Genomic DNA, 13,170 nt, shown 5'->3' with positions numbered 1-13,170 from the left:
ATCTCCGGGCTCTTGTGGCTTGCCTTGTCACAGGGGCCCCGTGTTGTCCAGTTCCGCCCGTGGCCGCACCGGCCAGCGGGTCGCAAGATCGCGTAGCCCTGCGGCAATCAACTCAGCCAAAACGTCCAGGTCGACGCGTTCCAATCGCGTGATGTACAAACAGGACTTGCCTTTGGTGTGCGGGCCGAGCCGTTCGAGGATGGGTCCGAAATCCTTGTAACCCGGCATGATGTAAATGCTGAGCTTGGCCTTGCGTGGTGCAAATCCCGTGGCCATCCACGTTCCTGACCGGCCCGACGCATACGTGTAATCATAGGCCCCGTAACCAACGATCCCGCCGGTCCACACTTGCGGCTCAAAGCCGGTGACACGGCGAAACAGATCGTCCAATTGCTGGGCCTCAGCCCGTCGGGCCTCGGTAGGGATCTCAGCCACCCACCCGGGGAAATCGACATTCAGGACCTTTGTCTTTGCCTCAGCCATGGCACCTCTCGCAAAAATGAACAGGCCACTCTGCGTTGTGACGCGTGACAATGCAGGACACGCGCTATGTTAAGGATGTCTGACAGGAAGGATAACAGCCATGTCCCAATCCCCCAAACTCAACCGCCGTACTGCCCTGATGGGCGCAGCAGCTCTGCCCCTTGCAGCAGCCACAGCCACGCAATCGCGTGCTGCAGCCCCCATGCTGGGCGTGGCACAAGCCCCGTTTCGCCGCGTGAAAGTCGGTAGTTTCGAAGTGACCACATTGCTCGCCGGCACCCGTTCAGTCGAAGGGCCGCACCAGATCTTTGGTCTGAACGTTGATGAGGAAACATTCAACGGCGTCTCGGCCGAAGCCGGACTGTCTACGGCCGCAGCGCAATTCTTTTTCACGCCGACCCTGGTCAACAACGGGTCCGAACTGGTCTTGTTCGACACCGGCCTTTCCGGCGCAGGCACCGTCGCCGCGATCGAGGCGGCAGGTTACACCGCCGACCAGATCGACAAGGTGGTCATCACACACATGCACGGTGACCATATCGGCGGCCTTTCGACAGACGGCACACCGACCTTCGCCAATGCAGCCTACATGACGGGCGCGGTCGAATTCGACGCGTGGTCTGGCACCGGAAACGAAAATTTCGATGGCAAGGTCGCACCGCTCGCTGAGCAGATGACCATGCTGGATGATGGTGGCTCGGCTGCGTCCGGCATCACGGCGATGGCCGCCTTTGGGCACACGCCAGGGCACATGGTCTATATGGTCGAAGATGGAGGCACACAGCTGGTCATCGGTGCAGACTTTGCCAACCACTATGTCTGGTCGCTGGCGCATCCGGACTGGGAAGTCCGGTTCGACATGGACAAAGAGGCAGCAGCAGCTACACGCAAGCAGCTTTTGGACATGATGGCGACGGACCGAACGGCGTTCATCGGCTATCACATGCCATGGCCCGGCATCGGCTATGTGGTCAGCAATGGCGAAGGTGGTTACCGTTACGAGGCACACAGCTACCAGCTGATGCTTTGATCCGCGGGGCGGAGGACACCTCCGCCTTACAGATTTTGCCAGTTAGAGGCGGACCAGCAGGTCCGCCTTACACTTTTCCGGCAACACTCAGGCGATCCCAAGCATAGCTCAGAAAACTCCGCCGAAAGGAATGACCGCCAGGAAAAGTGCAGAACTCCAGCACATTTCCATCCACATTGGACTGACGCTCACATGTCAGATCGTTCAGGGCGTCCCTGGTTTCTATCACGCCGAAATCGCCATCGGCACGGTACATGCCAAGAACCTCGGCCACGTCACCCTGCTTTGTTTCCGCGATCTCACGCCCGGACAAGGGGACAGTCCGATCTTCGGTGCCGTGGATGTGGATCACGCTCGCCGGTGCAGCGCAGCTTTCAGGTGGACCTTGCCAGAACGTACCCGACACTGGTGCAAAACCCGCAAACAGATCAGGGCGGTTGCAGGCCAGCTCCCACGTCACCATGCCCCCCGCAGAGAACCCGGACATCATGATGCGTTGCGGATCGACGGCAAAACGCGCTGTCGCGTCTGCCACCACCTCCTCGAAATAAGCCATCTCAGCCGCGCCCGTGCTGTCCATGGCGCTGGGAACACCCGGGATGTCCCAATCCGGTCCCGCCGACTTCACCGCGATCAGGGCGAGCCCCATCTCAGAAACCATGCGGCGCATGTTCATGTTGCGCATGACACCCTGCGCCGACCCACGATAGCCGTGAGCAAAGATGATGGCGCCCACGGGCGTTGTCTTGTCTTGGTTCTCGGGCATAGCGATGCGGTAATACCGGTCGCCCACAAAGCAATCCGTATCGGGACCGCAGGCAAACACAGGGGATGCACCCACCAACGTCACAAACAGGACCAAAAGCCGATAAAACAAAGCACATACTCCGAACGGTGACTGTCATTGCCACAATGGCAAGCCGGACCGATTGCACAATTCACATGCGCGTGTTGGCAAGTTCAGGCCGCATAGAAAAAGCTGGGAGGCTGGGCAGTCGCATCACACGGGTGCAAACCAAGCCATTGGCGTATCAGGGGCGCATCACGCTTCCGTAGAGCGTGACGGGCCATGACCTGCGCCCGACGCGCGGGAAAGCGGCCGCCAAAATCATCCTCAAACTGTTTATATGCCGATTTGGACATCACCCCACGCATATCATCCCCCAGAAGCAGGCTTTCACTGTGCAAACCGTCGGCACAGATCACTTCGTGCGCTTCGAAGAGCAGATGGTGATAGGTGACCAGCTTGCGGCTGTCTCGGCGCACGCGCTGTCCATCCACAAGGTGACCGGCTGCGACAAAGACCTCTGGCACACCGAAATGCGCCTCGCATCGCGGATCACTGATCAGAACGCGGTGCTGCGGCGACACCACGACCGGCGACCGCGCGTCCAAGACACCTGTATCCAGCGTAACCGGCGCGGCGCGCCCCAACCCTGGCACGGTCGATCTTGCCACCCACAGAACGGGTTCCACATTGCCATCCTTGGTCGGCACCAGATCGCCAGGCACGATCTGTTCCACGGGCTTCGGGCCGTTTACCGTGTCAATCAGTGTCCCACTGGCAAAGCACGCAAATCCATAGTCTCCATCGACACGATCATAGGTGTAGAAACCGGGTGATTGTCCCCCACTGAAATTGTCGAAGTACCACTGTTCAAGGTCAAAGTTGGGCGACCAAACCACCTGTACGGTTTCACCTTGCGGGTTTGTCCCCTCAAAAACCACCGCGCCCTTGTTTTCATAGAGCGTATCGCTTCGAATCACGGTCGCATCTTCAAGCGTCGTACCTCCGTTGCCACCAAATGACAGGGAATAGGTTTCACCCACTTCAAAAAGACGCGGGTCGTCATCATCCGCATGAGATGTGATGACGAGATTCTTTGTGGACGTCGGCGGATAATCGAACGTGCTTGTGTCGCCGCCAGCGTTCACGTTGCTGCCGGTTGAAGCGGCAAACTCATTGTCCTCGGCATGGAATGTAAACGACATCGCGCGCGATCCTCTCGCGCGCACCAAAACCCATTTGGTGCTTCGGTTGCGTTAAACCTGGCACCCACTCAAATCGAATTCTGCCAACAATTCGCGCAAAATCAGCTGGGATCGCGCCAGCGGTTCACGATGGGATAGCGACGATCCAGCCAGAACGCCCGCTTTGTCAGGCGTGCGCCGGGCGCGGATTGGAAGCGTTTGTATTCGCTGAGGTAAATCAACCGCTCCACCTTGCGTGCAACATCCGCCTCGAAACCTGCCGCCACGCAGTCCGCAATCGATCCGTCCTGATCCACCAGAATGTCCAACAGCCGATCCAGATCTGGGTAATCCGGCAGGCTGTCGCTGTCCTTCTGATCCTCGCGCAGCTCCGCGCTGGGTGGTTTGGTGATGATGCGATCCGGGATCACCTCGCCCGCGTTGCCTATCATCCAGTCCCGGTGGTTGGTATTGCGCCAGCGGCACGTCTCGAACACGCGGGTCTTGTAAAGATCCTTGATCGGATTGTAGCCGCCCGCCATGTCGCCATAGATCGTGGCATAGCCGACAGCCACCTCGGATTTGTTGCCAGTGGTCAACAGCATCTCGCCGAACTTGTTGGATAGGGCCATAAGCAGCAGGCCCCGAATGCGGCTCTGGATGTTTTCTTCGGTCAGCCCCTCGTCAAGACCCTCAAACAAGGGGGCAAGGGTCGACGTCACAGCTGCGCGTGTGTCGGCAATTGGTACATAGTCATAGTGGCAACCCAACGCCTTGGCGCAGGCTTCCGCATCCTCAAGGCTATGAGGCGACGTGTATTCCGAAGGCAGCATCACGCACCGCACATTCTCCGGCCCCAAGGCATCAGCGGCAATGGTGGCCACGAGCGCTGAATCCACACCACCAGACAAGCCCAGCAAAACCTTCTTGAACCCGGTCTTGCCGCAATAGTCCCGCAGGGATGTGACCATGACGCGGTAATCCTGCTCCCACTCATCCGGGTGGGTGGCAATTTCACCGGTCTGAACACGCCAGCCTTCCGGACCGCGCTCAAGGTCAACATGCGCAACCATCTCGTCATACACAGGTAGTTGCACCGCCAGCGCACCACCGGGGTTCAGCGCAAAACTGCCGCCGTCGAACACCTGATCATCCTGACCACCCACCATGTTGAGGTAGATGAGCGGCAAACCCGTTTCGACCACACGCGACACCATGTGGTTCAGGCGGGTTTCGTACTTGCTGCGGTAGTAGGGCGACCCATTCGGCACCAGTAGAAACTCGGCACCCGTCTCCTGCAGGGTCTCAGCCACTTCGGGGTGCCAGGCATCCTCGCAGATCGGGCTGCCCACCCGCGTGTTGCCAACGGAATAGGGGCCACCCAAAGGTCCAGCATCAAAGACGCGCACTTCATCAAAGACCGTCTCATTCGGCAGGTTGTGCTTGAGCAAACGGCTGACGATCTTGCCCCCGCGACAGATGAGATAGGCGTTGTATAACTCCGTCCCTTCGGTCCACGGACAGCCAATGGCCAAGGCCGGTCCATCAGCACAGTCTGTCGCCAAGGCCTCGACCGCCGCCATCGCCGCCGTGTGAAAGACAGGCTTCATCACAAGGTCCTGCGCATTGTAGCCCGCTATGAACATCTCCGGTAAAGCGACCAGATCGGCACCTGCGTCGCGGCCCGCCTCCCATGCGGCACGGGCCTTGGCCGCATTGCCGGGAATGTCCCCGACAATCGGGTTCAACTGTCCCAGTGTGATACGGAATGTGTCGGCCATCTTGGCGCTCCTTCAACGTCTTGGCTGATGTAGCAGAAAGCAGGACAGAGGGAACCCACCCGCGACATAGCGGCCAAGCGGCCAAGAAAATTCGCAGAATTTTCTCTCTGCACGCGAAGCACGGGCGCAGAGCCTTAAGCCCATTGCCCCTTGCGCCCCCCTGTCTTACCCTCACGGCGCTTGCCTCTCACGGGGCAAGCCAACGAATCTGAGAGGTGAGCCATGTCCACGCCCGTACGCGGTCTGATCTTCTGCCTGTGTCTTTTGCCCGGCGCCGCGCTGGCCCAGTCAGGCACGGTATTGACCAAGCAATACGATGATGGTGGCGTGTACGAGGGCACATTCCGCGGCGGCCTCCAGCATGGTCAAGGCACCTACCGGCTGCCCAACGGATATGAGTATTCCGGTGAGTGGGTGGACGGAGAGATCAAGGGCGAAGGCACCGCTCGTTTCCCCAACGGCTCGATCTACGAAGGCACATTTGCCAAGGGCAAACCCGAAGGCTTCGGCAAGATCACCTTTGCGGATGGCGGCACCTATGAGGGCGAATGGCAAACTGGCGCGATTGTTGGCGAGGGCGTGGCCCTTTACGCCAATGGCGTCCGGTACGAGGGCCAGTTCCGCAACGCCAAACACCACGGCAAGGGCGTCATGCAATCGCCCGGTGGCTACGAGTACAAAGGCGACTGGATCGACGGGATCAAGCAGGGGATGGGCGTGATCACCTACCCGGATGGGTCCGTCTATGATGGCCAGATCGAAGCGGGCAAACGTCAGGGCGAGGGCAAGCTGACCACGCCCGATGGTCTGGTCTATGTCGGTCTGTGGGCCGATGGGCAGATTGACGGTGTCGGAACGCTGACCCAGCCCAACGGTGATGTCTACGAAGGCGACCTTGTGTCGGGCAAACGCGCCGGCAAGGGGCGCGTGACCTATGCCAATGGCGATGTCTACGATGGTCAGTTCAACGATGACCGCCGCCATGGTCAGGGCACATTCATCGGCAATGACGGCTACACCTATATCGGCCAATGGGCCGAGGGGCAGATCGAAGGCACAGGGCGCGTCACTTACCCGGATGGCTCCGTCTACGAAGGCCAGTTTGCCGACGATCTGCCGCAGGGCAAGGGCAAGATCAGCTATACAGACGGCTCGGTGTTCGAGGGGGATTGGATCGCGGGGGTGATCGAAGGTCAGGGCAAGATTACCTATGCCAATGGCATCACGTATGAAGGCGGGTTCAAGAACGCGCGCAACCACGGCACCGGCGTGATGACCTATGCCGACGGCTACCGCTATGAAGGCGAATGGGTGGACGGCAAGCGGCAGGGCACAGGCACGGCCACGTATCCTGATGGCACTGTCTATACCGGCCAGTTTCAGGATGGTCAGCGCCACGGCACGGGCAAGATTGTGATGGCCTCGGGGTTCACTTACGAGGGTGCGTGGCAACAGGGCGAAATCAACGGTCAGGGCGTTGCCACCTATGCCAGCGGCGATGTGTACGAAGGGATGTTCAAGAACGGCAAGCGGCAGGGCACGGGCACCATGCGGTACGCCACTGGCGAAGAGGCAACAGGTGAATGGGAAAGTGGTGCGCTGAATGAAGACAGCTAAGGCTGGCTGCATCGCCCTTTGCCTGCTTGGCGCTCCTGCGGCGGCAGACTGGACTTTCGTTGACACGTGGACCGACCCAATCAACGGGTTTGACACCAAGGCGGCTGTATCAACCGCCGACGACGGCACCACTTTGCATCTCTATCGAAACCCGGCCGGACGGGTTTACGCACTTTTCACCCTACCCGACGACAAAGGTGACATCGCCGATGAAGGACAAGTGGCGACACTCACCCCCGAAGGGTTCGACACCAAGGTGATCGAAGCCCGCACGGAACAGGGCCGGGTGGTTGAATTTGCGGCCAGCACGGGACGCGCCTTGCGCAATCGGCTTTGGCATGGCGAGGGGACAGCGCCTGCGTTCGGTACGCTGCACGACATGATCGAAGCGCCCAGCATCAGTGCAACATTCACGCTGAAGGACGGCGGTGAACATGCCGCAACATGGTCCATGGCCGCCTCCGGTACGCCCATTGCCCAAGCCATAGGCATCACCATCGAAGGCGCCTCGGCCGGGGATGAGTGGGAAGACGCAGCCGCCCAGGCACTGCTGGCCGCCATGACCACATGCCAGTTCCCGAAACTGGATGTGACCTGCGTGCAGAAAGTCACGACCTGTTCCGACAAGATCAGTCAGGACCGCGACATCGACGGCTTCGACAGCTGCGTTGCAGCCGAGGATTAGCGCACAGCCACTAGACCTCTGCCTGATGGGGTGCTGATCGCGCTTGCACCAACTGCTCAATCCGCGCGCGCTCATCATCGGCGCCTGACATGCGTGGCTCGCGCAGCACAAACAGACCTAGACGATCAGGCCCTTTGGGATCACCTGTGCCGGTCTTCAAATCCAGCTTCTCCAGATAATCAGCGACCGTCTTCATCTCGCCATCGGGCGTGTCCAGAAAGGCATCCGCCAAGGCACGCGCAACCTGAGGGGCCGCCGAAGACGTCCCGCTTTGTGCGATATACGTGCCACTGCGCGTACCCGCGCCAACGATACCGGGCTGCGTGAACGACCGCTCGGAGGCAGCTGAAAGCTGCACCTGCGCACCTGCAGGGACTGTATCTCCGTCTTTGGATCGCAGCGAACCCGCACAGCTATAGCGCGCAGCGCGGAGCGTGGTTTCGTCATATCCGCCAATACGCAGCACATGCGTCCCGGTTGCCATGCCACTCATAGTGCCAAACCGGCGCACCAGCGCGCCTGGGCTGTCCGTTTCCGCCAGTCGCCCATCGTCGGTATAAAGCGCGTTCTTGGGATCAATGAAATAGCTCTGACGTGCACCAGACTGAGCGCCGCCAAAGTCTTCATCCCGCTGGATCCAGAACTGCAGCCCACCAGCGAGGGATTGCCCGTCAGGGCCTTCCGTATACCCCGGCAATGGTCCCGCCATTGTCTTGGTCACGCGGACCATCCAACGACCCGCGGGCGCTGGCACCTGATCCACCAAAACGTCTGTAGGCGCCAAGGCAACCACATGCCGCCATCGCCCATCGCGATAGTGCTGGGTTGAAAGCTGCCCAACGGGCTGATCCCCTTTGGTGATTGGGGAATGTGCAACCTTATCTGCACTGGGAAACCCATAGTGCCCCGCATCCATCAGCCCGTGCGCTGGCGGCACAAGCTCCACCTTCAGATCATCCGGGGTCAGACCGTCCGGGAACCAGATTTCAAGAAAACTCGACGTGCGGTCATCAGGGGGCAGGAACCAGTCCAATGTCGTCACGCCATCAGCCTGTGCAAAGTGCTGTTCCGTCATCACCGCATGGATGCTTTGCATGAACATGTTGCCCGAGGGCAGAACAACAGCCGTCGGATGATGCGCACGGCGGGCGGCGATCATCTCGTCAAAGGCGGCTTCGATCACGCCGTTGCCATCATGCGGGCCTGACGAATGACCATAGCTGAGGTTCACGATCAATGGCACCCGCGCACCCGGTTTCGCGTAAGCCGCTGCAAGACGCTCGGCACGGTCAAAGATGTAGTGCATGGCCGAAAGCACGAACATGTCCTTGCCAAAGCCCGACGTCTCCGCGCTCGCCATGGCGGGCAGGTCCACCGCTATGATATGGACACGGTCCTGCTTGGCCTCACCGTTACCAGGTGTCTGCCCCGCAAGACTGTCAAGAACATGGGCCCCATGCGAAAACGCCTGATCCAGCGGATTGCGGACATTCGGGTCGCCCCCGCCTGCCAGACCTGCGGCATGATAGATCGCCCCCTCGTCACCCTTGTAATGTTGATAGAGCGCATCAATGGCCGCCTTGTCATATTCCCGACCAAACAACATCGGATGTCCGGCCTGCGTTGCAGATTGGGACCAGCAATAATCGATGCGGGTGCCCCGCCCTGCCGCATCGGTGAAGTTGCGATGGGCAAACGGAATTCCGTCATCGATGATCGCAACAATAACAATGCCTTCAGGATCACTGTCAGGGTCTGGCTCAGCACTGTCCGCCCAGTCGCAGAACACAGTTTGCTCGCGCACAGGGTAGTTCACATGACTGACAATCCGCGGTCCGGGTGACAGGCTGGTGAGGGTCGAAATAGCCGTTTGCCCCACACACGCATTGAACCCCTGCAAGCGCGCAGCAGGCGTTCCGCCACCTGCCTCGTCACTTTCAAAAAACAGTGCTGGCGCAAAGCGCGATTTGAACCCCCGTGCGGTCCACAGGACAGGGGTCAGAACCTCGCCCTTGTCCGTGCTCCAACGACCGGGAATGTCGCACATCTCAACCGGCTCAGACGCTTCAAAGACACACGTCAGCGCATCCGATGCGCGGTCCAGGCCCGGGTGCTTGTACCCCTTGCCTGTCCCATACACCCACGCCTCGTACGGGCTATCCGCGCACTCCACATGCGCTGCAGCGGGGGTCATGCCGACGCGCGCAGGTGGTTAATGTCGTCCAGCGCGCGGCTCCAAAGCCATGCGAACTTGCTGTCCGCTGATGGCGGCGCAACAGTCGCGCGCTCCACGCTGACACCTGCAATCGGCGTGGTCGACGCAGGGTCGAACAAAGCCTTCGCATCGCGCAGGATAAAATCCGCGCCCTGCGCCGCCGTGTCATTTGGATCAAAAGAAAACTTCAGCAGCTCTGCGTCAGCGTTCTGGCCCAAAGCGGCAATGATGCGACCAACATTGATACCAATCGTGAAACCCGCGGCGCTGTCGATAGGATAATGCACACCCGCAACGGTCCGGTTCACGGCAATACGGTGCCCTGTGGCATGGATCATGTCCCGGCGCTCAGCCACATGGCTGATACCCGGGTCTGCCGCCTCGAGCAAAGCCACCAGCACGGTTGAAATGGCCGCGGCTTGGGTCGCATGACCACTTGGCAGGCTGCCATGGGACGGTGTCGGGATCAGCGGAACCAGGCGACTGTCCAACTCATCCGGCCGGCGGCAGGCAAGGGCATGCTTGGCCGGCATCGAACACAGGCCCGCCAGATGCTGAACGAACTGCAGCAATTCGGTCAGATGCTTCGAACGGGCGGCTGGCAAGGCGATGATGGGCGCAAAAAACTCGGTGACGCCACCGGTCTGGGCGACGATCTCTGCACCGCGGTCGCCCCGCTGATCCAGATAGTAGCGGACCAGATTGACCTGCGTGGCCAACGTTTCGGCAGAGGCTGGCACAAAACTGGCAAAGTCTGTCCCCGCCCAAGACAACGACAAACGGCCTGCATCCGGCTCTGGGGTATAGACCGATCTAAATCCTTCCAGGAACTCCATGGTCAGCAACATCGACCGCACATCCTGCCCGTAGCGGCCCATGTGATCGGTTGCGTTCGGCGTCAATGTCCCGCCACCAAACACAGGGAAATCATCAGTCCCGGCAAGATGAACAACGGCCATGGTACTGGCTTGTACTGCCCCGCCCGCCGCATAGACGCCTGTTTGCCCAGCATGGCCTGCGTGCCCAGCGTGTCCAGCATGGCCTGCGTGACCCGCATGTCCGGCGTGCCCGGCGTGTCCGGCATGCCCTGCATGACCGGCGTGCCCAGCATGACCTGCGTGACCTGCGTGACCTGCGTGACCTGCGTGACCTGCGTGGAATGGTCCAAATAACGACATTTCCCTCTCCCTTTTTGTTCCAAATGACTTTGTAAAAACTAAAAACCTGCCGCTTTCAGCGCCGTAACCATGCGATTGCCAACGTCAAAACCCGCAGCCGGATGCGATCTGCGATATTCGTCCAGATCAAAATACGGAAGCTGGCGGCGCAAACGTTCGCCAGTCTGCATAACCTGCTCGTGCTGACCCAAATGATGGTGAGCACACAGCTTCGTTCGCAGCGTCGATACGTGGCGCGCGTTCATCTCAAGCGACAAGTCTGCCAGTTCGACAGCGCGCTGATAGTCACCCGCCGATACATGGGCAAACGCCGCAAAAGAATGAAAAAGATACCCCAACGGGTCTATGGGCGACAGGCGATGCGCCTTCTCGACATACTCGACGGCCTTTTCAGAGCTGTCCCGGAAGGCATGCATGACACCACTGAACAACCATGACATCGAGTCATTTGGGTTGACTTCAAGCGCCTTAGCGAACCGTTTTTCAGCCACGCCCTGACTGTTATTCAACGCAGAGTGAACAACACCATCAACGGCAAGACACAGCGAGTTGTCGGGATCAATGTCCAGCGCACGCTGGGTAAGCTCGGACGCCTGCAACGCGTCAGATTTCGGGTCCGAACTCCACCCATTCCAGATCGACATGATGTACCAGTCGCCCAGCCAAGCCAACGGCTCGGGGGCATAGGGCGCGCGTGCCACTGATTCTTCGATCAGTTGGCGTGCACGGGCGAAATTGGCCAGCTTCAATTCGTGCATCATACCGACGCCAGCCAAAAGCAGGCGGTGATCTTCAAGATCAACGATGTGCCGACCCCGCGCATACCGCACTGTATCGGACGCAATCATGCGGCCAACCGCGGTGGTCAGTTCGGCAATCGCATCGCTTTCTGACGACAGGAACTCTGTCACCGGCGCTCCAAACGATCGGGTCCACAGAATGCGCCCGGTTGATGTGTCAATGAAGTCCGCATTCAACGTCACATGCATGTCCTGGGCGCGCAGTGACCCGGTCAGGCAGTAATGCGCCCCAAGCGTGTCATGCACTGTCTGCATGTCGATTTGCTGCTGGCTTAGCTGACGCGCTGACATATGCGAAATCACCGACATCAAGCTGGATTTTGAAAGCGACCGGCAAACCTCTTCGGCCACAAAATCGCCCATGGCATTCAGGCTGGGGTCACCAGACACAAGCCGAAAGGGGACCACGGCAACCGTTGGCAGTATAGACGGCGGCGGTGGCTGATGCGACGTGCTGAACAAGCCATAGATCTGGCTGGGGTTCTGGCGGATGTTATGAAGCCACTCCTCGAACCCTTGTTCGCGAATGTCCAACCCCTCAAGAAAGGTCGCGCCGCCCGGTCGACCCAGAAAGCGCACGTGCTGAAGGTTCAGGGCCAGCTCCGAATGGGTCGTGGTCAGGAACCGGTCGAAATCCTCGCCCAAATGAGATTTGATGTCCGACACGGCGCGCCGCAAACTCTGTCGACCGCTGTCAAAGGTTGACCTACCCCACAGGGTGTCTTGCAGGAAACTGCGCGTGCGACGTCCGAACGGGGCCGTCGCAAGCAAAGCGAACAATGCCTTGTGTTTGGTTCCAGTAATCTCATAGCCATCGGCGCCCGCTTTGCGGACGACGCATGGCCCGAACAGATTGATCTCCAGCACTTTTCTGCCCACGGATATGCCCCCAGCACCACGCACCAACTCTAGCGGAACTCTGGGAAACGAAAAAGCGACTTCACGCTTTATTCACGCGCCGCGCAGCCCAGAACCTGACATATTTGTGTCAGAACACCGGGCCGCTCCGGCGGCTTTCAACGTATGGGAGAAACGCGATGACGATCAAACCCGACTTCGCACCGGAGGCGAATGCCCCGCATGAACCGCTGACGGCACGTGATGTCATCGACTTCCACCTGCGCTGGGACGAATTTCGCCCCGTGGCCAAGTCGATCCATGGACTTCTCGACCTGTCTCAGGATCAAGCCGAAACGCTCTACTGGCTTATTGAGCTGTCAGATCGCGTACACAAGGACGACCTCTAAAGCGTTGCGTAGCCACATTCTGCGACGCAATTCAGGCGACTGCAGTGGCTGCGCGACAAACCAGTTTCATTAAGGCAATTCTACGCGGCCAAGCCTGAATGGCGTCCCAGAAGCGGCCGTTGCAATTCATTTTAACACAGTTTCGGGCCACCGGTTTCCCAAG

At 59.5% G+C, this 13,170-nt stretch carries 12 protein-coding genes; 4 read left to right on the top strand and 8 right to left on the bottom strand.

Going from position 1 to position 13,170, the window contains the following annotated elements; translation table 11 throughout:
* Nucleotides 1-27 precede the first annotated feature (27 nt).
* Nucleotides 28-483, bottom strand: coding sequence for a DUF1801 domain-containing protein (locus AC53L6_RS08140; RefSeq protein ID WP_496907483.1), 456 nt, complete (start codon nt 481-483; stop codon nt 28-30).
* Nucleotides 484-583: 100 nt separating this feature from the next.
* Between AC53L6_RS08140 and AC53L6_RS08135 the strand changes: the two genes are divergently transcribed.
* Entirely contained in the window at nt 584-1,513 is a 930-nt protein-coding gene (locus AC53L6_RS08135; RefSeq protein WP_299208430.1) for an MBL fold metallo-hydrolase, read from the top strand.
* Nucleotides 1,514-1,580: 67 nt separating this feature from the next.
* On the opposite strand, the gene AC53L6_RS08130 is transcribed toward AC53L6_RS08135, so the two are convergent.
* The 3 genes from AC53L6_RS08130 to AC53L6_RS08120 form a co-directional block, all read right to left on the bottom strand.
* Complete coding sequence (locus AC53L6_RS08130) at nt 1,581-2,390, bottom strand: CE1 family esterase (protein ID WP_496907482.1); 810 nt, start codon at nt 2,388-2,390, stop codon at nt 1,581-1,583.
* 83 nt (nt 2,391-2,473) lie between these two features.
* Nucleotides 2,474-3,505, bottom strand: coding sequence for a Hint domain-containing protein (locus tag AC53L6_RS08125; protein WP_496907481.1), 1,032 nt, complete (start codon nt 3,503-3,505; stop codon nt 2,474-2,476).
* Between the two features lie 101 nt (nt 3,506-3,606).
* Nucleotides 3,607-5,265 carry an NAD+ synthase gene (locus tag AC53L6_RS08120; RefSeq protein WP_496907480.1) on the bottom strand — a complete coding sequence of 553 codons (1,659 nt, stop codon included), beginning with the start codon at nt 5,263-5,265 and terminating at the stop codon, nt 3,607-3,609.
* Between the two features lie 222 nt (nt 5,266-5,487).
* Between AC53L6_RS08120 and AC53L6_RS08115 the strand changes: the two genes are divergently transcribed.
* Together AC53L6_RS08115 and AC53L6_RS08110 are read left to right on the top strand one after the other, a co-directional pair.
* Nucleotides 5,488-6,882 (top strand): MORN repeat-containing protein, encoded by a 1,395-nt coding sequence (locus tag AC53L6_RS08115; RefSeq protein ID WP_496907479.1) that lies wholly within the window; start codon nt 5,488-5,490, stop codon nt 6,880-6,882.
* Nucleotides 6,869-7,567, top strand: a complete 699-nt coding sequence (locus AC53L6_RS08110) for a hypothetical protein (RefSeq protein ID WP_496907478.1) — start codon at nt 6,869-6,871, stop codon at nt 7,565-7,567. The genes AC53L6_RS08115 and AC53L6_RS08110 overlap by 14 nt, the downstream gene beginning before the upstream one ends.
* A gap of 10 nt (nt 7,568-7,577) precedes the next feature.
* Here the strand turns inward: AC53L6_RS08110 and AC53L6_RS08105 are convergent, their stop codons facing one another.
* Genes AC53L6_RS08105 through AC53L6_RS08090 form a run of 4 tightly spaced genes read right to left on the bottom strand, consistent with a single transcriptional unit; the run spans nt 7,578 to nt 12,639 of the window.
* Nucleotides 7,578-9,761 (bottom strand): S8/S53 family peptidase, encoded by a 2,184-nt coding sequence (locus tag AC53L6_RS08105; protein ID WP_496907477.1) that lies wholly within the window; start codon nt 9,759-9,761, stop codon nt 7,578-7,580.
* Nucleotides 9,758-10,741 (bottom strand): phosphatase PAP2 family protein, encoded by a 984-nt coding sequence (locus tag AC53L6_RS08100; RefSeq protein WP_299208423.1) that lies wholly within the window; start codon nt 10,739-10,741, stop codon nt 9,758-9,760. Before AC53L6_RS08100 ends, AC53L6_RS08105 begins: the two co-directional genes overlap by 4 nt.
* Nucleotides 10,681-10,950 (bottom strand): hypothetical protein, encoded by a 270-nt coding sequence (locus AC53L6_RS08095; protein ID WP_496907476.1) that lies wholly within the window; start codon nt 10,948-10,950, stop codon nt 10,681-10,683. The genes AC53L6_RS08100 and AC53L6_RS08095 overlap by 61 nt, the downstream gene beginning before the upstream one ends.
* Before the next feature lie 48 nt (nt 10,951-10,998).
* Nucleotides 10,999-12,639 carry a hypothetical protein gene (locus AC53L6_RS08090; protein ID WP_299208421.1) on the bottom strand — a complete coding sequence of 547 codons (1,641 nt, stop codon included), beginning with the start codon at nt 12,637-12,639 and terminating at the stop codon, nt 10,999-11,001.
* Nucleotides 12,640-12,797: 158 nt separating this feature from the next.
* Here AC53L6_RS08090 and AC53L6_RS08085 point away from each other — a divergent pair, with 158 nt between their 5' ends.
* On the top strand, nt 12,798-13,007 hold the full coding sequence (locus AC53L6_RS08085; protein WP_299208420.1) for a hypothetical protein: 210 nt from the start codon (nt 12,798-12,800) through the stop codon (nt 13,005-13,007).
* Nucleotides 13,008-13,170 lie beyond the last annotated feature (163 nt).

The sequence above is a fragment of the Tateyamaria sp. LSS28 genome (genome assembly GCF_059611725.1).
The sequence above is the reverse complement of the archived record's forward strand: the minus strand, read 5'-3'. Positions and strand labels throughout refer to the sequence as shown.

Bases quoted from the DNA above. Each gene is read 5' to 3' on its own strand.
- AC53L6_RS08140 (WP_496907483.1), bottom strand. From the start codon at position 483: ATGGCTGAGGCAAAGACAAAGGTCCTGAATGTCGATTTCCCCGGGTGG.
- AC53L6_RS08135 (WP_299208430.1), top strand. From the start codon at position 584: ATGTCCCAATCCCCCAAACTCAACCGCCGTACTGCCCTGATGGGCGCA.
- AC53L6_RS08125 (WP_496907481.1), bottom strand. From the start codon at position 3,505: ATGTCGTTTACATTCCATGCCGAGGACAATGAGTTTGCCGCTTCAACC.
- AC53L6_RS08120 (WP_496907480.1), bottom strand. From the start codon at position 5,265: ATGGCCGACACATTCCGTATCACACTGGGACAGTTGAACCCGATTGTC.
- AC53L6_RS08115 (WP_496907479.1), top strand. From the start codon at position 5,488: ATGTCCACGCCCGTACGCGGTCTGATCTTCTGCCTGTGTCTTTTGCCC.
- AC53L6_RS08110 (WP_496907478.1), top strand. From the start codon at position 6,869: ATGAAGACAGCTAAGGCTGGCTGCATCGCCCTTTGCCTGCTTGGCGCT.
- AC53L6_RS08105 (WP_496907477.1), bottom strand. From the start codon at position 9,761: ATGACCCCCGCTGCAGCGCATGTGGAGTGCGCGGATAGCCCGTACGAG.
- AC53L6_RS08100 (WP_299208423.1), bottom strand. From the start codon at position 10,741: ATGGCCGTTGTTCATCTTGCCGGGACTGATGATTTCCCTGTGTTTGGT.
- AC53L6_RS08085 (WP_299208420.1), top strand. From the start codon at position 12,798: ATGACGATCAAACCCGACTTCGCACCGGAGGCGAATGCCCCGCATGAA.